The organism is Candidatus Zixiibacteriota bacterium (assembly GCA_035574315.1).
Lineage (GTDB): Bacteria > Desulfobacterota > Binatia > UBA9968 > UBA9968 > DATLYW01.
Genome location: DATLYW010000008.1, coordinates 1 through 18855, shown reverse-complemented (window position 1 = coordinate 18855; position 18855 = coordinate 1). Strand labels below are relative to the sequence as shown.

General features: G+C 65.5%; 25 protein-coding genes and 1 other RNA gene. 21 read left to right on the top strand and 5 right to left on the bottom strand.

Annotated elements, in window-relative coordinates; all coding sequences use genetic code 11:
* Positions 1–12: 12 nt before the first annotated feature.
* The 15 genes from VNN77_01570 to VNN77_01500 all read left to right on the top strand — a co-directional run bounded on the left by VNN77_01570 (position 13) and on the right by VNN77_01500 (position 11372).
* The gene (locus VNN77_01570) at positions 13–654 is read left to right on the top strand and encodes a deoxynucleoside kinase (GenBank protein ID HXG50080.1); all 642 of its coding nucleotides are present in this window, start codon (positions 13–15) and stop codon (positions 652–654) included.
* A gap of 112 nt (positions 655–766) precedes the next feature.
* A complete protein-coding gene (gene panB / locus VNN77_01565; protein ID HXG50079.1) occupies positions 767–1570 on the top strand; it encodes a 3-methyl-2-oxobutanoate hydroxymethyltransferase in 804 nt (267 codons plus the stop codon).
* Positions 1571–1601: 31 nt separating this feature from the next.
* Positions 1602–2444: a pantoate--beta-alanine ligase gene (gene panC, locus VNN77_01560; protein ID HXG50078.1), complete on the top strand. Its 843-nt coding sequence runs from the start codon at positions 1602–1604 to the stop codon at positions 2442–2444.
* 17 nt (positions 2445–2461) lie between these two features.
* Complete coding sequence (locus tag VNN77_01555) at positions 2462–3118, top strand: DUF502 domain-containing protein (protein ID HXG50077.1); 657 nt, start codon at positions 2462–2464, stop codon at positions 3116–3118.
* Positions 3108–3587, top strand: coding sequence for an SsrA-binding protein SmpB (smpB, locus tag VNN77_01550; GenBank protein HXG50076.1), 480 nt, complete (start codon positions 3108–3110; stop codon positions 3585–3587). The genes VNN77_01555 and smpB overlap by 11 nt, the downstream gene beginning before the upstream one ends.
* A gap of 98 nt (positions 3588–3685) precedes the next feature.
* Positions 3686–5785 (top strand): sigma 54-interacting transcriptional regulator, encoded by a 2100-nt coding sequence (locus VNN77_01545; GenBank protein ID HXG50075.1) that lies wholly within the window; start codon positions 3686–3688, stop codon positions 5783–5785.
* Between the two features lie 222 nt (positions 5786–6007).
* The gene (locus VNN77_01540; GenBank protein HXG50074.1) at positions 6008–6181 is read left to right on the top strand and encodes a hypothetical protein; all 174 of its coding nucleotides are present in this window, start codon (positions 6008–6010) and stop codon (positions 6179–6181) included.
* A 392-nt stretch (positions 6182–6573) separates the two neighbouring features.
* Positions 6574–8028, top strand: coding sequence for an MFS transporter (locus tag VNN77_01535; protein ID HXG50073.1), 1455 nt, complete (start codon positions 6574–6576; stop codon positions 8026–8028).
* Between the two features lie 207 nt (positions 8029–8235).
* Positions 8236–8400: a hypothetical protein gene (locus tag VNN77_01530; GenBank protein ID HXG50072.1), complete on the top strand. Its 165-nt coding sequence runs from the start codon at positions 8236–8238 to the stop codon at positions 8398–8400.
* On the top strand, positions 8397–8561 hold the full coding sequence (locus VNN77_01525; protein HXG50071.1) for a hypothetical protein: 165 nt from the start codon (positions 8397–8399) through the stop codon (positions 8559–8561). Before VNN77_01530 ends, VNN77_01525 begins: the two co-directional genes overlap by 4 nt.
* 32 nt (positions 8562–8593) lie before the next feature.
* Positions 8594–8998, top strand: a complete 405-nt coding sequence (locus VNN77_01520) for a hypothetical protein (GenBank protein ID HXG50070.1) — start codon at positions 8594–8596, stop codon at positions 8996–8998.
* A 16-nt stretch (positions 8999–9014) separates the two neighbouring features.
* Entirely contained in the window at positions 9015–9290 is a 276-nt protein-coding gene (locus VNN77_01515) for a hypothetical protein (protein ID HXG50069.1), read from the top strand.
* A 74-nt stretch (positions 9291–9364) separates the two neighbouring features.
* The gene (locus VNN77_01510; GenBank protein ID HXG50068.1) at positions 9365–9802 is read left to right on the top strand and encodes a hypothetical protein; all 438 of its coding nucleotides are present in this window, start codon (positions 9365–9367) and stop codon (positions 9800–9802) included.
* 152 nt (positions 9803–9954) lie between these two features.
* Positions 9955–10359 carry a GFA family protein gene (locus tag VNN77_01505; GenBank protein HXG50067.1) on the top strand — a complete coding sequence of 135 codons (405 nt, stop codon included), beginning with the start codon at positions 9955–9957 and terminating at the stop codon, positions 10357–10359.
* A 182-nt stretch (positions 10360–10541) separates the two neighbouring features.
* Complete coding sequence (locus VNN77_01500) at positions 10542–11372, top strand: TIGR02452 family protein (protein ID HXG50066.1); 831 nt, start codon at positions 10542–10544, stop codon at positions 11370–11372.
* 43 nt (positions 11373–11415) lie between these two features.
* On the opposite strand, the gene VNN77_01495 is transcribed toward VNN77_01500, so the two are convergent.
* Both VNN77_01495 and VNN77_01490 read right to left on the bottom strand, forming a co-directional pair.
* A complete protein-coding gene (locus VNN77_01495; protein ID HXG50065.1) occupies positions 11416–11628 on the bottom strand; it encodes a hypothetical protein in 213 nt (70 codons plus the stop codon).
* 563 nt (positions 11629–12191) lie between these two features.
* Positions 12192–12320: a sigma 54-interacting transcriptional regulator gene (locus VNN77_01490; GenBank protein HXG50064.1), complete on the bottom strand. Its 129-nt coding sequence runs from the start codon at positions 12318–12320 to the stop codon at positions 12192–12194.
* 264 nt (positions 12321–12584) lie between these two features.
* On the opposite strand from VNN77_01490, the gene VNN77_01485 reads away from it, so the two are divergent.
* Entirely contained in the window at positions 12585–12773 is a 189-nt protein-coding gene (locus VNN77_01485; protein ID HXG50063.1) for a hypothetical protein, read from the top strand.
* A gap of 53 nt (positions 12774–12826) precedes the next feature.
* Here VNN77_01485 and ssrA read toward each other — a convergent pair.
* Positions 12827–13180, bottom strand: a transfer-messenger RNA (tmRNA) gene (gene ssrA / locus VNN77_01480).
* 388 nt (positions 13181–13568) lie between these two features.
* Here ssrA and VNN77_01475 point away from each other — a divergent pair.
* The 5 genes from VNN77_01475 to VNN77_01455 all read left to right on the top strand — a co-directional run bounded on the left by VNN77_01475 (position 13569) and on the right by VNN77_01455 (position 16484).
* Complete coding sequence (locus VNN77_01475) at positions 13569–13790, top strand: helix-turn-helix domain-containing protein (protein ID HXG50062.1); 222 nt, start codon at positions 13569–13571, stop codon at positions 13788–13790.
* Between the two features lie 158 nt (positions 13791–13948).
* Positions 13949–14644, top strand: a complete 696-nt coding sequence (locus VNN77_01470) for a hypothetical protein (protein ID HXG50061.1) — start codon at positions 13949–13951, stop codon at positions 14642–14644.
* A gap of 92 nt (positions 14645–14736) precedes the next feature.
* On the top strand, positions 14737–15255 hold the full coding sequence (locus tag VNN77_01465; GenBank protein ID HXG50060.1) for a hemerythrin domain-containing protein: 519 nt from the start codon (positions 14737–14739) through the stop codon (positions 15253–15255).
* Positions 15256–15608: 353 nt separating this feature from the next.
* Complete coding sequence (locus VNN77_01460; GenBank protein HXG50059.1) at positions 15609–15974, top strand: DUF488 family protein; 366 nt, start codon at positions 15609–15611, stop codon at positions 15972–15974.
* 3 nt (positions 15975–15977) lie between these two features.
* Complete coding sequence (locus VNN77_01455; protein HXG50058.1) at positions 15978–16484, top strand: DUF4149 domain-containing protein; 507 nt, start codon at positions 15978–15980, stop codon at positions 16482–16484.
* A gap of 397 nt (positions 16485–16881) precedes the next feature.
* Here the strand turns inward: VNN77_01455 and VNN77_01450 are convergent, their stop codons facing one another.
* Together VNN77_01450 and VNN77_01445 are read right to left on the bottom strand one after the other, a co-directional pair.
* Complete coding sequence (locus VNN77_01450; protein ID HXG50057.1) at positions 16882–17430, bottom strand: superoxide dismutase family protein; 549 nt, start codon at positions 17428–17430, stop codon at positions 16882–16884.
* A gap of 276 nt (positions 17431–17706) precedes the next feature.
* Positions 17707–18855: FAD-dependent monooxygenase (locus VNN77_01445; GenBank protein HXG50056.1), on the bottom strand; the 1149-nt coding region annotated here is incomplete at its 5' end.

The following is an 18855-nucleotide window of genomic DNA, read 5'->3' as shown; positions in this document are numbered from 1 at the left end:
CCGCAGGAGTCGATGGCAAGGGCCAAGTATATCGTGGTGGAGGGGCCGATCGGGGTCGGCAAGACGAGCCTGGCGAAAATCCTGGCCCAGGAGTTTCAGGCCCGCACGGTATTCGAGAAGGTCGAAGAGAACCCGTTTCTCCCCAAGTTCTACCGCGACCGCGCGACCTACGCCTTTCAAAACCAGCTTTTCTTTCTGCTCAACCGCTACCACCAGCAACAGGAGCTCAGCCAGCAGGATCTGTTCAATCAGAGCACGGTCGCCGACTATCTCTTCGCCAAGGACAAGATCTTCGCGGCCCTGACGCTGAGCGCGGAGGAGCTGAACCTCTACCACCAGGTCTACATGCTGCTCAACGCGCGCGTGCCGAAGCCCGATCTCGTCGTCTATCTCCAGGCTCGCCCGGAGGTCCTTTACAAAAGGGTCAAAAAGAGAGATAAAAAGTACGAACGCGGCGTCACTTTCGAGTACCTGAGCGAGGTGGCACAGGCATACAACCAGTTTTTCTTCCATTACGACGAGACGCCTCTGCTGGTTGTCAACACCTCCGAGATCGATTTCGTGTCAAGCAGCAACGATCTGGCTGACTTGATCAAGGAAATCAACAACATGGGCTCAGGGACGCTGCACTACATACCGCTTGGATCCAGATAGCTTGGACCGAGACGGACGGTGATCGGCGCCGAGTGCGCGGAGCAGGCGGTCTCCGCGCGGCCTCAGCCTTCCGGAATGGTCCGGAGGGCTTTTTATTTTGGGGGTCGCAGCCATGACGGAAAAAATCACCGTACCCAGGATCGTCGAGATGAAACGGCGCGGGGAGAAGATCACCTGCCTGACCGCGTACGATTACTCGATGGCGCGGATTCTCGACGAGGCGGGCATCGATATCATCCTGGTAGGCGATTCGGTCGCCTCGGTGGTTCAGGGGCGGCCGAACACCCTGCCGGTGACGGTGGACGAGATTCTGTACCACACCCAGGCGGTCGTGCGCGGCCGGCGGCGGGCCCTGGTGGTGGCCGACATGCCGTTTCTCTCCTATCAGCTGGGCCCGGAGCAGGCGCTGGCCAACGCCGGGCGCTTTCTCAAGGAAGCCGGCGCCGAGGCGGTGAAGCTCGAAGGAGGGACCGCCGTCGAGGGGACCATCGCGGCGCTCGTGCGCGCCGGGATTCCGGTCATGGGCCACGTCGGCCTCACGCCTCAGTCGATCCACCAGTTCGGCGGATACAAGGTCCAGGGGAAAGACCCGGGCCGGCGCGAGGCGGTCCTGGAGGACGCCCTCGCCGTCGAGCGGGCGGGCGCGTTCGCGATCGTGCTCGAGGGCATGCCGATGGGGCTCGCGCGCGAGGTCACCGGGCGGCTCGCGATCCCCACGATCGGCATCGGTGCCGGCGCCGGCTGCGACGGCCAGGTGCTGGTGGTGCATGACATGCTCGGCCTGTTCGACGACTTCACTCCGAAGTTCGTCAAGCGTTACGCGAACCTGAGGCAGAGCGTGACCGAGGCGGTCAAGAACTTTATCAGCGACGTCCGGGAGTCGAGATTCCCGGGCGAGGAGCACTCGTTTCACTAGAAGGCAGCCGGAGCAGGGACCCCGGACGACGATGCTGCTGCTCGAACGGATCGAGGAGATGCGCGGCTGGAGCGAGGAGGCGCGCCGCGCCGGACGCCGGATCGGCTTCGTGCCGACGATGGGCTTTCTCCACGAGGGCCATCTCGCGCTGGTGCGCGAGGCGCGGCGGCGCGCCGACCGCGTCGTCGTCTCGATCTTCGTCAACCCGACGCAGTTCGGTCCCAATGAGGACTTCGCCTCCTATCCCCGGGACCTCGAGCGCGATCGACGGCTGCTCGAGTGCGAGGCGGTGGATGTTCTGTTCCACCCGAAGGCCGAGGAGATCTATCCGGGCGGCGACCAGACGCGCGTCGAGGTCGAGCTGCTGAGCTCGCCGCTCTGCGGCGCCTTCCGGCCGGGCCATTTCCGCGGCGTCGCCACGGTGCTCGTCAAGCTCTTCAACATCGTGCGCCCCCACATGGCGGTTTTCGGCCGCAAGGACTTCCAGCAGCTCCAGCTCGTGCGGCGTCTGGTGAAGGATCTCGCCTACGACATCGAGATCGTCGGTCACGCGACGGTGCGTGAGCCCGATGGGCTCGCGATGAGCTCGCGGAACGTCTACCTCGCTCCCGAGGAGCGGCGGGCCGCGCTCTCGCTGTCGCGCTCGCTGCTCGCGGCCCGCTGTCTGGCGCGGCAGGGGGAAAGGCGCGGGAGCGCCGTTGTCGCCGCGGTTCGCGACGCGATCGCGAACGAGCCGCTGGCGCAAATCGAGTACGTCAAGCTCTGCGATCCCGAGACCCTGGAGGATATCGAGGAGATCGGCGAGAGCGCGCTTCTGGCGCTCGCGGTGCGCATCGGCAAGACCCGTCTGATCGACAACACGATTCTTCCCTAGAATCGCGGAGGGTTGGAGTGGCTGAACAGGCTCCCGTCAGGGTCAGGACGAAGCTGCGCGAGACGCTGCAGCGGTATTTTCTCGCCGGCCTGCTGGTCTTCCTGCCGGTGGTGATCACGCTGTGGTTTCTCGGCTGGGTGATCGGCCTTCTCGACGGCATGATCGACGTGCTTCCGGCGGGGCTTCACCCGAACACCTATCTCCCGTTCGCGATTCCCGGCCTCGGCGCCATTGTCACGCTGCTCTTGATTCTGTTCCTCGGGGTCCTGACCAGGGGCGTGGCCACCCGCCGCTTCCTCGCCGCGTGGGAGAAGGTCTTCGCGCAGATCCCGATCTTCCGCGGCGTTTACACCGCGGTGCAGAAGCTCGTCCAGGCCTTCCTGGGGCAGTCGCAGGGTAACCGGCAGGTGGTGATGATCGAGTATCCGCGCAAGGGCATCTACACCGTCGGCTTCGCCATGGGACGCGCCTGGCGCGAGCTGGAAAAGGAAAACGAGGCGCCGCTCGTGAACGTTTTCATCCCGACCACTCCCAACCCGACCTCGGGCTTCTATCTGCTGGTGCCGGCGAACGAGGTGTCGCCTCTCAACATGACGATGGAGGAAGCGCTCAAGCTGATCACCTCCGGCGGCCTGATCACCCCCGAGGACAGGAACCGGGGAAATGGCAAATAAGAAATCGCCGGAAGGCGAGGGGGAACAGGTGGTCTGCGTCAACCGCCAGGCCCGCCACAACTATTTCATCGAGGAAACCTACGAGGCGGGGATCGCCCTGCTCGGCAGCGAGGTCAAGTCGCTGCGCGCGGGCAAGGCCCAGCTGAAGGACAGCTACGCGAGGATCCAGAACGGAGAGGCGTTCCTCGTCAACGCGCACGTCAGCCCCTACCCCGGCGCGAGCCGTTTCAACCACGAGCCGAAACGAACGCGCAAGCTGCTGCTGCACCGCCGTGAGATCGAACGCCTCGCCGGCAAGACCCAGGAGCGGGGGCTGACGCTGATCCCGCTCCGGCTCTACTTCAAGAACGGCAAAGCCAAGGTCGAGCTCGGCCTGGCCCGGGGCAAAAAACTCTACGACAAACGGGAAACGCTGCGCCGGAAAGCCGCCCGGCGCGAAGTGGAGCGGGCGCTGAAATCGCGGGGTTAGCCCGGGCGGTGCGGCCGTAACCGAGATTTAACGGTCCGGGAGCAAAAACCGGCCGTCCCCGGCTTGCGCGACGCCGGGCGGACGTATAGGCTTTTTCCGTGAAAGACCTGAGCGTCGAGCAGCAGGCGGCCGACCTCCTGCACGGCCGCTATCGCGTGCTTCTGGAAATCTCCGAAGCTATCGCCTCGCACCGCGACCCGGAGCGGCTGTTGAGCGACCTCGCGCCGCGACTGCACCGGGTCGTGCAGTTCGACTTCGCCAACCTCATTCTCTACGAGCCGGCACGGCGGACGATGAGGTCTCACTTGCTCGAAACGCCCGAGTCGGTCGATCCGTGTCCTTCGGGCGAATGTCCCATGGAAACCGCGGGTGCGTGGGTATGGGAGACGCAAGAGCCGTGGGTCGTCTCCGACATGAGCGCCGAGGAGCGCTTCCCGGAGGTCGCGCGCTGGCTGCACGAGCGGGGCGTCCTGTCGCTTTGCGTGGTGCCGGTCACCACCGCGCTCCGGAAGCTCGGCGCGCTGGCGTTCGGCAGCAGCTCGGGGGGAGCCTATTCGGAGCTCGATGTCGTCTTCCTGCAGCAGGTCGCCCGCCAGGTGGCCGTCGCCGTGGACAACGCGCTCAACTTCGCCGAGGCGCAGTCGGTCCAGGAGCAGCTCAAGAACGAGCGCGACCGGTTGAGCATCCTGCTCGAGGTGAACAACGCGGTTGTCTCGGTGCTCGACCTCCACGAGTTGCTCAGCGCTGTCTCGCGGTCGCTCCGGCGGCTGGTGCCGCACGAGTACGCGAGCCTTTCGCTCTACGATCGCGAGACCGAGCACCTGCTGATCCACGCGCTCGACTTTCCCGTGAGCAAGGGACTGCTTCAGGAGGGGCTCTCGGTCCCGGTCGAAGGCTCACCCACCGGCCGGGCCCTGCGATCCGGGCACCCCGTGTTCATCACGCGGGACGACATCGCGCAATTCGGCTCGGACATCGCGCACCGCATCCTCGCTGAGGGACTGCGCTCGGCGCTGTGCCTGCCGCTGATCGCCCACAACCGGCCGCTGGGGACACTGGTGGTGGCGAGCCTCAAGGAGGACCGTTTCCCGGAGCGGGATGCCGAGCTGCTGCGTCACGTGGCCAATCAGATCGCCATCGCGGTGGAGAACTCCCTCGCGTTTCGCCAAGTCGTCGATCGGGCCCGGCGGCTGAGCGAAGAGATGCTCTACCTTCAGGACGAGATTCGCACCGAGTACCACTTCGAGGAAATCGTGGGCGAGAGCCCCGCGCTGAAGCGGATCCTGCAGTCGATCGCCACCGTGGCGCCTACCGATTCGACGGTGCTGATCCAGGGAGAGACCGGCACCGGGAAAGAGCTGATCGCCCGGGCGATCCACAACCTCAGTGCCCGGCGCGAGCGGACGCTGGTGAAGGTCAACTGCGCGGCGATCCCCACCGGGCTGCTCGAAAGCGAGCTGTTCGGCCATGAGAAGGGGGCGTTCACCGGCGCCATCGCGCAACGGATCGGCCGGTTCGAGCTCGCACACCGCGGCACGCTCTTCCTCGACGAGGTCGGCGACATCCCGCTGGAGCTGCAGCCCAAGCTGCTGCGCGTGCTCCAGGAACAGGAATTCGAGCGGCTGGGCAGCGCACGCACCATCCGGGTCGACGTGCGCGTGGTTGCCGCCACCAACGCCGACCTGACCCAGAAGGTCGCGACCGGCCAGTTCCGCAGCGACCTCTACTACCGGCTGAACGTCTTTCCGCTAATGGTCCCGCCCTTGCGCGAGCGCCGCGAGGACATTCCGTTGCTCGTGCGCTACTTCGCCCAGCAGCACGCGCGCCGGATGAAGAAGGCGATCGAGGCCGTTCCGGCGAAGGCGATGGCCGCCCTCACCGAGTATCACTGGCCCGGCAACGTGCGCGAGCTGGAGAACTTCATCGAGCGCGCGGTGATTCTCTCCCGCGGGCCTGAGCTTGAGGTTCCGCTCGCGGAGCTGCGGCAAAAGAGCCGCGCGGCGTCCCCGCCGGCGCCGCCGACCGTCGCCAACGGAGCGGCCACCCTGGAAGACGCCGAGCGCGCCCACATCCTGCGGGCGCTCCAGGAGACCAACTGGGTGGTCGGCGGCCTGTCGGGGGCTGCTGCGCGGCTTGGCATGAAGCGCACGACGCTCCAGTCGCGCATGCGCAAGCTGGGTATCAGTCGGCAGCCTTGATCGTTCTCGCTCGCCGGTCGGCGCCGGCGCGCCGCCATTTCGGCGCTTTGCCGACAAATCGGCAGGTGCCGCTTCGCCGGCACCCGCGGCCTCGCCAGGCCTGAATCCGCAAGTGCCCGTCGAGCAAGCCTTAATCCGAGCCTGCCGCGCATCGTCGGCCCCTGGCACGATGCTTGTAATCCCCCACCCGCAGTTCCAGGACGGTGTTAAAGGATGGCGAAGATGAAACGACTGTCGTTGGTACCGTTGTTGATCGCGGGGTCGAGCGTTTCACCGGAGATCCGGCGGGCGTTGCGCGAAAACCGACTGCGGGACGCCGCGCGCCTGCTCGTGCGGGAGCACGGCCTTACCTGCGCGGAGGCGGCTGACCTCCTCGCTCTCAGCCGCTGCGATTAGCCCGGCGGCTTCGAGCAAAAGACCGAGAAAGAAGCAGCGTGATGCCGACGCGGAGCGATTACGCCAAGGTAGGAAGCGGGCACCGCGGGCAATGTAGGGCTGGGAAATATCTGTCCGAGAGCAGCATCGAAGCGCCCCTGCGCGAGACGGCTGCGCCAACTGCGTTGACATGCACTGGTAAGGGCGGACGGGTCACCGGCGTATCCGAGGAAGCCTGATTCGTCGGGCAAGGCGGCCGAGCTGCGGACCGCGGCGATCGGCTATCCGCGACAAGGCCTCGAAATCGGTCGAGGGCCGCCGCGTCCAGGTTCGAGCGTCTTTCCGGCCCGAGAGTCAAGCAACGAAGCGAGCGGCGCCGCGTCGGTCTTTTGGCCGGTCCGGCGCGACATTTTATGGGAAGTTCTCTTACGACGGCACACACAAAAACAACCGCCGAGTCCGGCGCCGATTCCCGGTTGCCAGCACCCCTCTTTGCGGCGTTGACCCCGCTTCGCCGCCCGCTGTTTCGGGCGCTCTGGATCGCTTCGCTTGCCTCCAACATCGGCACCTGGATGCACGAGGCGGGAGCCGCATGGCTCATGACCTCACTTACAGAGTCGCCGGTCCTGGTAGCTCTGATGCAGACGGCGACCACGCTCCCGGTCTTCATGCTGGCGCTTCCCGCTGGAGCGCTGGCCGACGGCGCGGATCGCCGCCGCGTGCTGCTTTTCACACAGGGTTGGATGCTCGCCGTTGCCGCGGTCCTGGGCCTGCTCGCTCTCGCCGACGCGCTCACGCCCTGGACGCTTCTGGCGTTCACGTTCGCGCTCGGCGCCGGCGCGGCGGTGAACGCACCCGCGTGGCAGGCGACGATGCCGGTGCTGGTTCCGCGAGAGGACCTCCCATCAGCGGTTGCGCTTACCGGCATGGGCCTGAATCTCGCCCGCGCGCTGGGCCCGGCGCTCGGCGGCGCGGTGGTCGCGGCGCTCGGCCCATGGGCCGTGTTCTTGCTGAACGCGGTCTCGTTTTCGAGCGTGATCGCGGTTCTGTATCGCTGGCGCGGGCCACGCCCGAAATCGAACGCTTCGACAGAGCCGGTGCTGGCGTCGATCGCGGCCGGCGTCCGTTACGTTCCCCGCGTGCCTGCGCTCCGCGCGGTGCTCGTGCGTACCGGCCTCTTCGTCCCGTTCGCCAGCGCACTCTGGGCGCTGCTTCCGGCGGTCGCGCGCCACGAGATGAAGCTGGGCTCGATGGGGTACGGTATCTTGTTCGGTTGCCTCGGGCTCGGGGCCGCGGCGGGCTCTTTCATCCTGCCGCAGCTCCGGCGGACGCTTCCATGGGACAGGCTCACCGCGGGGATGACGGCGGTGTTCGCGGCCGCGCTCGCCGGGCTGGCAGTCGTCCGCCACGCCCCCGGCCTCGCTTTGGTCATGGCGGCCGGGGGAGCAGCATGGATCACGGTGCTGGTTTCGCTCAACGTCGCGACCCAATCGGCTGCCCCGACCCGGGTGAGAGCACGCGCTCTCGCGGTTTATCTCCTCGTCTTTCAAGGCGCGATGGCGGCTGGCGGCGCCTTTTGGGGGGCGGTGGCGGAGCACGCAGGGAGCCGGGCGGCTCTCCTGCTCGCGGCGGGCGGGCTGGTCGCAAGCCTGGCGCTTGCGCGGAGACACCGGCTCGGGAACGCAGAAATCCGGCCCGCACCGACCGTCCCGGCCGCAGTCATGCCAGAGCCTCTCGTCCGGCGCCGAGCCCGGCGGGAAGCCGCGGGAAGGAGCGCCCGCTGCCGCCTCCAAGCACGAGATCTGCGTCGCATGCCGGTGCCTCTTAACGGCAGCGACAACCGCATCACGATCACGATCGACCGGTGAGTCGGCGCCCGCCGAAGCCAACATATCGGCGCGTGCCGACAGTTCGGCACCGGGTGGACTCCTGTAGTCGGCGCCGCCCCGAAAATCTCCGTAGAACCGGCCTTTTCAAAGTTTGCCTGAAAAGAACGCCATGGCACGCGCCTTGCGCAAGCGCCTCGGCGGATGAAGAGCACGACGGGAGACGGTTAGAAGATTGAATTTTCGGTTTTGGCGGCTCTGGTTCTCCTCGCGACCGAATTCATGGCGCGCTCCGCGCTTCAGGGAGTCGAGCAGGCGCTGGTTTCGACGGTCATCGAATGGTCGGCCGCCGAGGCCAGACGGGCGCGAACGGCTCCGAGGAAATACGGTTTCGCCGAAGGGGAAAGCCGGTGATCTACGAAAACCGCACGTGGTTCTACCCAATGGCTCCGCCGGTCCGTCTGCCGGTGGGCATGGTGCATCTCGATTCCGCTTTTTGCTGGTGCGATCCGCTGGTCGAAGTGGACGACGAGGGAAACGAGGTCGTCCTGCACCGGCAGGTAGTGTGGCACTGACGCTTCATCAGGTGCCGGAAGGGCGAGATCCGATGACGCGTTGCAAGAAGGCAGGACTGAGAATCGCGATGCTGGCGGCGGTGCTGCTGGGCTTGCTCGGGGCCGGCGTTCCCGAAGGGCGGACGGCGCGCATCTTTGCGGACGCCAGCGCGGCCTTTCCGGACCTCGAGGCGGTACAGCGGTCGGTCGACTTGGTGCAGGTCTCGACGATCGCCGGCGACGGGTTGTCCGAGGCCGTGGTCGCCTTTTACGACGATCCGCACACGCCGCGGGCGAACGATTACGTAGAGGTCTACGACGCGGTGGGCAACCTCCTCGCGGTTGCCTGGTTCGATCGCTACGGCATCCGGCGGGTGGCGGTGGAGCGCGCGCTGCTCGAAGGCGAAAGCCGGCGTCGCGGCGATTTCGTGCTCCTGCTCCACGGCGACTCGTTATGAACCGACGCGGTGGCTCATGTTGAGGATCACGATTCGCGTCGATGAGCACGGCACGGCCATGGAGCTGGCGGGGCGGCTCGCCGGCCCTTGGGTCCAGGAGCTGGCGCGTTGCTGGGAGGAGGCCGCTGCGGTCGAGCGGAAACTGAGCGTGATGCTGCTGGAGGTGACCTACATCGATGCGGCGGGGAGAGGGCTGCTGGCGGAGATGCACCGGAGAGGAACGGAAATCGAAGCGTCAGGTTGCCTCAACAAGGCGATCGTCGAGCAGATCAAGAAGAGAAAAGCTCGGTGAGTTCGGCTTGCCCCGAGACCGGATGTTCGGGCGAGCTCGAGCGACGGGGAGATCGGTCCGCAGGAGGTCGGAGCATGGCCTGGGAATTCGCGGATGAAAACATGGCGTCGGGCTTTCAGCCGGACACCGTGCCGGAGGTGCAATACTTCAGTCATCTCCGGAGAAAAACGGTTCTCGAGGGCGAGAAGAAGCTCATGTTCGCGATCCTGAAGGACGCCATCGACTGTTACCGGAACAACGTATCGGCGCGGCATGGGAAGAGGAAAAGGCTGTTCGACGAGACCGAAAACTGGATCGTCCAGTCGGACAGCAACTGGATTTTTTCCTTCGAAACCATCTGCGACGCGCTCGGCCTCAATCCCGAATACGTCCGACAAGGGCTGTTTCGCTGGAAGTGCAAGGTCGCCCGGACCGACGCCGTCGAGAAAAGAACCACCGCCGAAGGCGGCAGGATTGCGAATTTCGGTTCCCAAGCCAAGAATTTATCGCGCCGGCCCCCCCGCGAACGCTAAAGCAAGCTTCGAAGGTCGACGAACGACCGGAGACCGAAGACCGGCGACCCACGAACCTTTGAACGCTTAGAACGGCTTGAACGATCTTCCAAGGACGCGGTTGCGAGTCGCGCGGGCTCGTTCTATGTTGCGGGCAGACCGGAGGGGTATTTATGGCGGAGGAGATACTTCGGGGAAGCTGTCTGTGCGGGTCGGTGCGCTACGAGGTCAGCCCGCCCTTTCTCAGGTTCGGGCACTGCTACTGCTCGCGCTGTCGCAAGGCGACCGGGGGTGTGCGATCGACCAACATCGCCGTGGCTCCCGCGCAGTTTCGCTGGACGCAGGGGCCGGAGCTCGTCCGGCGCTTCGATCTGCCGCAGGCCAGGAGCTTCGCGCGCCAGGTATGCGGGAGCTGCTATTGCCCTGTGCCCCACGTTTCCCGCGATGGCCAGCGGGTAATCGTCCCGTCGGGCACGCTCGACGACGTGCCCCCGGGAAAGCCCTCGGTGCACGGGCACTGGAGCAGCCGGGTAAGCTGGGTGGAAATCGACGAGTCGAACCTGCCGCGCACGGATTGAGCTTCCCGCCCGCGGAAGGCCGCCGGTGAAACTGCCGCGGCTTAATCCGCAGCCGGCAGGGGCCTGCACAGGCGGGAAAGCCGCGCAGGTCTCGGCGCCCGGGTAGGCGAGGTTGGTGCGCTCGAACGCGGGCACGTGACACCCGCGAAATGACCCGCCGTCTCGGCAAGGGGGCGAGTTCTTTGGAAGAGGCGAGGACCAGGATTTCCCGCGAAATCGCCGCCGCTTACGGCCGGGAAGCGGTCGAGATCATCGACCGGGGAAGCTACCGCACGCCTTCAGGCCGCGTGGTCAGCATCGCCGCGGAGATTGCCTTTGCGGTCGAGGGCACCAAGCCCTATCCCCCCGACGCGCTCGTCCCGGACAGTCGCAGAGGCACGTACTCCACGACCATCGCCGTGGAAAACGAGACCACGCTGTGCTCGGCAAAGCGACTGCGCGACGCGGGGGCCAATCCGGTCGCTCTCAACTTCGCCTCGGCCACGCATCCGGGAGGCGGTTTTCTCTCCGGGGCTCGGGCTCAAGAAGAATACCTTGCCCGCTCCTCGGCCCTCTACGCCTGCTTGCGCGGCAACGCCATGTACGCCTACCACGCCGCGCGTCGCGACGCGCTCTACAGCAATTACGCGATCTATTCTCCGGCGGTCCCCGTCTTCAGGTCGGACGAGGGGACCCTGCTCGACGAGCCGTACTGCGTGGGAATCATCACTTCGCCTGCGGTCAACGCCAACGCGCTGGAGCCGTCGCGCTCGCAGGAGATCCTGCCGGCGATGTGGTCTCGGATCCTGAAGGTCCTGTCGATCGGGCTGCTGCACGGGCACGACAGCATCGTTCTCGGAGCCTGGGGATGCGGCGCGTTCGGAAACGACCCTCTGCAGATCGCCCTGCTGTTTCAGCGGGCGCTGCAGCACAATTTCACGGGGGCCTACAGGCACGTCGCGTTCGCGATCGTGGACGGGACCAGGGAACGAAAGTTTATCGGGCCGTTCGAGAGAGTGTTTCGCCGGGCCTAGCATTGCCGACGGTCTCGGTTGGAACGCGAGGCCTTCGTCGGGCTCAGCTCATCTCTCGCGCTCGGGTCGAGTCGACCCGGTAACGGCTCATGCACTCCTGGCAGATGCTTTCCAGGAGGTCGAGCGGTATCGACGACTCGATGAAGTCCACCGTGGGCCAGCTGGAGCAGTCCTCAGAAAAGTGCCAGACGCTGCCATCCCGGCGCTTGCGATAGACTATGTCTCGTCCCGGCGGAATGAAGCTTCGATCTTCCACACCAGAAGGGAGATGCAACTCACATGCCCGACTACAAGCCACGGAAACACCAGCTTGACTTCGCGAAACTGCGAAACAGCCCGGTCATAAACGCAGAAACAGTCCCTAAAAACAAGAACGAACGGCATGAAACCCGGGGGAAATATGACGTCTCGGAGGACGGCCGTAGGGAATTTTCTTCTAGCAAGGTTTTGTGGCCGGCACGCTAAAGCAGAATGGCCAAAGGCGGAGGTCTCGCACGCCAGCCGAGAGGCCGGGCGTAACCACGCGCTTCGCGCCTGGGCGCGGCAGATGTCGTTGTGGATAGTTGGTGGATAAGCCCGGCTTTCCGGACGCTGCTACCAGGGATAGGCGATAGAGCGGCCTGTTTTTCCAGACAGGCGATTTTTATGTAAGTCATTGAAAGATCAAAGATTTATCGGTTTATTTTCTGGGCAGATCGGTGACTGCCAAGGGCATTGTACTTATCCACAAGCTTATCCACAGTTTTTGCTTTGAAGCAGCTGGAAGCCCGTAACCGGAAACCAGGAACTAGAAACAACCATCAACGGAACATCCAGCCATCATCCGGCGGCCGCGTATGATCGAGCAGTCCGACGCGGTGTTGCAAGGCGCCGGTGCGCACCACGCACGTGACCGAGAAGCTCGCCCTCGAGCAGGTTCTCGGGAACCGGAGCACAGCTGACCGCCACGAAAGGCCCGGCGCCGGCGAGGACTTGCCGTGGACGAGCCACGCCACCACTTCCTTGCCGGTTCCCGTTTCGCCGGTCACGACTCCACCTTCCCAGCCCGGCGGGCGAGATCGACGGACCGTTGCATCTCTTCACTGTGTGCTGCGACTCCCGGCAGCTCCTCCCTCACCAAGGCGCGGGCGAGCTCTTGTCGGCGTGCCTGCAGGCGGCGCTCGGTTCGCTTCAGAGTGTCGGTTATTTGCCTGAGGGCGTCTTCGGGACCTTGTGCGCAAGACGGTCGTGATGCTCGTCGCGATCGCCACCGTGCACCGGCGGCACGGTTTCTTCATGAACTGGCTCGGCAACCGAGAAGGCGAGGGCTTCGGGTATCACCTGCTCGTGCTGGGGATCGCGATCGCCTTGATCATCGTGGGCGGCCGGGCGTGGTCCCTGGACGCCGCCGTGACCCTATAGATGAGCAGGGTTTGAAATAAGCAGCCCGTCGCGCGTGGCGGTTGGAAAAGGTTTGGTGGAGGCGGGGGGAATCGAACCCCCGTCCGAGAGTCTTCCGCCAAATATGACTACATGCTTAGCCGGTGTTTTGATCTCGCTCCTCGAGCCCCCAACGGCAGGGTCTCTCGGAGCCAGCCGGTTTGGATCTCGGCCTCATCTCCTCCGGCAGGAGAATCGGCCCATCCCACTGAGCGACGCCTTATCCAGCTTCGTGGGAGAAAGCCGGTAAGACGCTGGCCGCGGTTAGGCAGCCAGTTTGTACTCGAAATTGTCTGCGTTTAATTTTGCAGATCTGCTTGTTTAACGGGATAGCAGAACCCCGGCATGCCACTTTGGCTTCCCACCCCCGTCGAACCCACATCGCCCCCATAAACATTACTTTAGCGCTTTGGGCGGCGAGCTTCCAGAGGCTGGGGACAGGGAACAGGGGCGGCGGTCCGATCGATCCGGCTGAGCCGGGAGCCGTCATCGTGCGCGCGCTCTGCCGGACCTCGGACTCTCCTTCGACCGTTGTCTCGACAGCCCTTGACCTCACCCCGTGACAGGCCAGCTTTTTCTCTGTCGAAAAGCGCACGGTTTGGTCAATTTTGTCCAGAGCAAGTGCTTTGCCGATCTTCCCTAGAGTTCTCCGGCAAGCGGGGAAATTCTTTGGAGTTATGGCGTCTTAGGGGTCAAGGGCACCTCCTCGGTAGCCATTGGCACAGCTTGTGCTCCCTCGCTCTACGGACTGGACACTACAGGAAGGAGAAAACCACGGTGGAAGAGATCATGACCCCGTCCGAGGTGGCAGCATTGCTCAAGATCCATCTCAAGACGGTGTACAAGCTCGCTGAGAAGGGCGTGATTCCGGGAAACCGCATCGGCCGGAGCTGGCGTTTCAGCCGAAGCGACGTCCTGGAGCTGGTCACCAGCAAGCCCGCGAACCTTTCGGACAGCGCCGAAGCCGCTTCGAAGGATCGGCTGACCGCAGTCAAGTAACTCCCCGTTGCGCCATGGGGACGGCGTCGCAGTCCGGCCGGCAGTCTATACGAAACGAAGAGAACCCGGCCGTCGAGTTGTAGGGGGGCGAATCGGTGATGCTTGCGCGCCTTTGCGCGCGCGGGTAAAATCCCGCTTTCGTCCGGCCTCAACACGAAATGGAACTCCTCATATTCGTCTCGATGGGCATCGCGTTCGGCGCGTTGCTCGTCGTTATCTGGAAAAACGCCGTCGAGCTCAAGGAGAAGACTGACCGCCTCGCCCTCGCCGAGGCCCGCCTGAACGAGCTCACCGGTGAACGGCCGGCGCAGGCCGAGGCCCCGGCCCCGGCGGCCGGCGGCGACGCGCACAAGATCGCTCTGCTCGAGAAAAACGTCGCCGACCTGGAAGCGGAGCGCCGGCAACTCCTCACGGAGCTCGCGGAGGCGCGAGAGAGCCTCACCCGGAAGGAGAGAACCGCGGGCGAGGGCGCGCAGCTTGCCGGAAAGCTGGCGCAGGCTGAAGCAGAAAATGCCCGCTTGAGGGACCGGGTCGCTCGGCTCGAAGAGCAGGCCAACGGGCAACGGGACACGCTCGCACGGCTGCAAGCGACCGAAGCCCGCGTCGTGGAGCTGGAGCGCGGCATCGACAGGCTCGAGCGGGAAAAAAGCGAAGCTCTCGATCGGCTGAAGGACCTCGAAGCGCTCGGCGCGCGCGTGCCGGAGCTCGAGAACGCGGTCGCCGGTCTCAGCCGCGAGAACGAAAGGCTGGTGCGCGAAGCGGCCGATTTTCACGCCTCGCTGCGCGATCGGATCCAGAGCCAGCTCGACCACCTCCGAGAGATCCACCAGGACCTCACCACACGCGCGCGCTGAGACGCGCCGTCACGGACACCTTTACAAGCTCCGTCGATTCGATAGGGTTTGGATGAGCGGGCAGGATTGAGCCCGGGGAAAGGATTCCTTTCGTGGCAGGCACGATTTCCAGCTTCTTGTCCGACGATCACAAGCGGCTCGATGCGCTTCTTCGGAAAGCCGTCTCGCAACCTGGCCGGCTCGACGCCGGAGCTTACGCGGCGTTTCGCGCCGGGCTGCTCAAGCACATCGGGATGGAAGAGAAAATCCTGCTCCCGGCCGTGCAGCAGCTTCGCGGCGGGGAGCCGCCGCCGATGGCGGCGAAGCTCCGCCTCGACCACGGCGCCCTGGCCGCCCTGCTCGTGCCCAGCCCCACTCCCGGGATTGTCGCGGCGCTCCGCGCCATCCTCGATCTTCACAACGCGCTCGAGGAAGGGCCGGGTGGCCTCTACGAGCTTTGCGACAGTCTGGCCGGGGGCGAAGCGGGAGAGCTTCTCGACCGGCTCAGAGCCGCGCCCGAGGTTTCGGTCGCGCCGCACAACGACGGCCCCGGCGTTCTGGAAGCCACCCGCCGCGCGCTCCAGAGAGCGGGTTACGATCTCGATGAGCTCGCTTCGCGCGCCGCACCATGAGACCCGTAGCGCGCGCTGAGGAAAAAATCTTGACAGTGTTTTTTCCGGGCGGTCTCCGGCAAGTGAGGGGCCGGTAGATGGCCGAGGCGCCCGCGGCAGGGCCGCGGGTCGGGTCGCCGAGCGGGCGGTGTGCGTGACGACGCCAGCGAGACCGAGAAAATCCCGCCGATGCTCGGGGCGGGTCTCCCGGGCGGCAGGCGCCCGCGGCCAGTCAGCGTTCAATCTTGTAGCGGCCGGGAGCTCGACGGCTCCATTTCGCGCGGCCGGGCTGCTAGGATTTGCTTCGCGAAAAAAGCGTGTCGAAGGCGCTTCCACGACAGCACAAGCGAATCCCGCATCGATTCGGAGGGATCATGGCGGTGATCAGGACTCAGAGGGTTTACGATGCCGCGGGCCGCGAGGGCGCCACGCGGTATCTCGTGGACCGGCTCTGGCCCCGCGGGGTCAAGAAGGAGGCGCTGGAGGGGGTCGTTTGGGCGAGGGAGGCGGCACCGAGCGACGGCTTGCGTCGGTGGTTCGGGCACTCCCCGGAGAAGTGGGAGGATTTTCGCCGCCGCTATTTCGCCGAGCTCGACAGTAAGCCGGCGGCGTGGCGGCCGATCCTCGAAAGCCTTCGCCGCGGCGACGTGGTCCTGCTCTACGGCGCGCGCGATACGGAGCGCAACAACGCGGTGGCGCTGCGAGAGTATCTGATGTCGAAGCGGGGGAGGAAACGCTAAGCGGTGCGCGGTCTCTACCTGCTTTCGGTCTGGCTCCACGTCCTGGCGGCCGCGGTCTGGATCGGCGGAATGACGTTCCTGGCGCTGGCGCTGGTACCCGAGGTGAAGCGGCTCGAGTCCCGGACCCTCGCCGCATCGCTCATCCACCGCACCGCGAGCCGCTTCCGGGTCGTCGGCTGGGTTTCCCTCATCACGCTGATCGCGACGGGAACGTTCAACGTGCTTCACCGGGGCTTCGGCTGGGCGGAACTGGGCGATCCGGTCTTCTGGCAAAGCGCCTTCGGAAAAACCCTCGGGGCAAAGCTCCTCCTGGTCGCCGCGATTCTGGCGCTGAGTTTGCTCCACGACTTTCTGATCGGTCCGCGCGCCGTCGAGCTGCTCAGGGATCGTCCGGATTCGCCCGAGGCGCTGGCGTTGAGACGCCGGGCGAGCTGGCTCGGGCGGATCGTGCTGCTTCTCGCTCTGGGCGCCGTCGCGCTCGGCGTTCTCCTCGTCCGCGGCCCTTATTAGTGAGCTGCCGATCCTGCAGACATCGCGGCGACTCGTGGCCGAAACCTTCCGATCGCGGCCAGCGGTCGGTGCCTCGCAGGCCGCCCTCGCCGGACGGGTTCCCTCCACCCTTCGGGGCGAGGTTGCCGAACTAGTACTCGTGCAGCGCCATTCCATCGTATTCGAAGCCGAGGTGGCGCTTTACCTCGGAAAAGGCGGATTGGTCGACGCGGTTTTCTTGCGGGCCATCTCCGCGAGCCGCTCGGTGAGAAGGCTCCCTCTGACTCGCGCGACCGCTGGCGCTGAAGGAACGATCTGCCGCGGCGGTTCGGCGCGGCTTTTTAGCCGAGAGACGGCAAATCGCATGCCCGCACATGCGCGAGCCGGCGATTGCTGCGGTGCGGCGGCAACAAGCGGGCTATAGCCCGGCTTTCATCACGACGCCGCACGCGACCCGGTCGCCGGATTCGCCCGCCGGGTCGCTCCGATAGTCGTCTCCGCGAGCATGAATGACGAGCGCCGAGCCGTCGGCGTCCAGAAGAGCGTTCTTGCCCCGGGTGAGCGCGAGACCCGGAACCAGGAACTCGACGGTGAGCCCGCCCGAGCTGGGAATGTGGATATTAGGCAGATCGCCGGCATGAGCCCCGTCTTTGGCATGATAGCCGTGCTTTTTCTTGCCGGGGTTGAAATGTCCGCCCGCCGACTTGAACGGCGGCTCGCATTTCCCGACTTCGTGAACGTGAAAGCCGTGCTCGCCCGGGGCCAGGCCGGGCGGGTTGGCCTGCAAGGCCAGGCGGATCAGCAGGCCGCTCGGGGTCTCCGTCAGGGTCGCTTCCCCGACCTGTTCGCCTTTTGCGTTGGCGAGCTTGGCGCTCGCCGTGGCTGCGGATGATTCCGCGGCGGAGGCAATTCCCCATCCACCCGCCGCGACGATCCAAAAAATGGAAGCGGTCGTAAAAAGCTTCATAGATCCTCCCGTAGAGTTTGGACACGATCCAGAGCTTCGCAGGGCAAACGCCTTCTGTCAGCGAGTTCGGAGCAACTATCCAGACATCGTGCCGGACATCGTATCATAACGGCCCGTGGCCGAGTTTTTCCGGGCGGGTCGATTGGCCGCTCCTCGCACGCCGCGCCCATCCTCCCGCAGAACGGGAGCTTCGCGTTCCGCTGGCCGCGCTCTTCAGGTCTCGGCTCGCTTTCGATTTGACGATGTGCCTGCGGACCTCCCATGCTGCCTCACGGCTCAGGTCGGGGCCGCCGGAACCGAGAAGCGCGCGCCATCCGGCGAGCAGACGGAATCGACCAGTGAACCCAGCGCTCTGCTGCTCATCGAGGAGTAGCGGATCAAGAAGTGCAGCAAACGGGGGCGCCAGACGAGATACCGGATCAACCGGTTGAGTTTTTGCCGCCTCCCGAAGGCCCTCGCGCACTCCCGTTCGTAGTCGCTGAAGCGAGCGGCGGAGAAATCTCCCTTCGAGAAGGCGTCGTGGACGGTTTTCGCCGCAAGCCATCCGCTAGCGGCCGCGAAGTAAACGCCTTCTCCGGTGACGGGCTCCCACGCCCGTGACGCGTCTCCCGCGAGGAGCACGCGCTCTCCGTAGGAGCGCCGCGGCGGAAAATAGACGGGATAAACGGAGCGGACACCCCGCACGACCTCGGCGCCGCGCAGCAGCCGCTCCAAGAACGGATTGCGGGTGAGCTCGAGGCGCGGAAGCGTATCGGCGAGAGGCTGGCCGCGCAGCCGCTCGCGCGCAACCGAGAGGCAGAGGTTCGCGGTGCCGTCGCCGAGCTGGATCACGCCCGCGTAGCCGCCCGGAAATACGTGGATCTCGACCGTTCCCGGGCTCCCGGAGAAATTCGCCAGGCGAAATTGAAGGCCGACCGCCGGGTCGGTGAGCGCCGCCGCACGGTCCAGACCGAGGCGGCGCGCCACGCGCGAGTTTCTCCCGTCGGCGCCGATGAGGACCTCGGCGCGCAGGGTGTCGGCGGATTTTCCGCGCTCGACCTGCAGGCGCCATCCGCGCGGCTCTCGCTCCAGATCTTTCAGCGAGCTTTTCTCCAGCACCCTCGCGCCGGATCGCACCGCAGCGCGCAGCAGCAGGTGATCGAGCGTGCTTCGGCGGATTCCGAGGCCGAAGGGGGCTTTGGCTTCCAGCCGTGAGATCGGCACCGAAACTTCGCTACCCGCATGCGACGTGAAGCGGGCGGAGCGGACCTTCTCGTGCGCGGCGGCTAGGATTTCGCGGTCCACGTTTAGGATGCGGAAGAGCGGCCAGAGCGCGGGACTGACGAAATCGCCGCAGAGCTTTTCCCGGGGAAACGCCTCGCGGTCGATCAGAACCACCGCGTGCCCCCGGCGCGCGAGCGCCGTTGCGGCGGTGGCGCCCGCCGG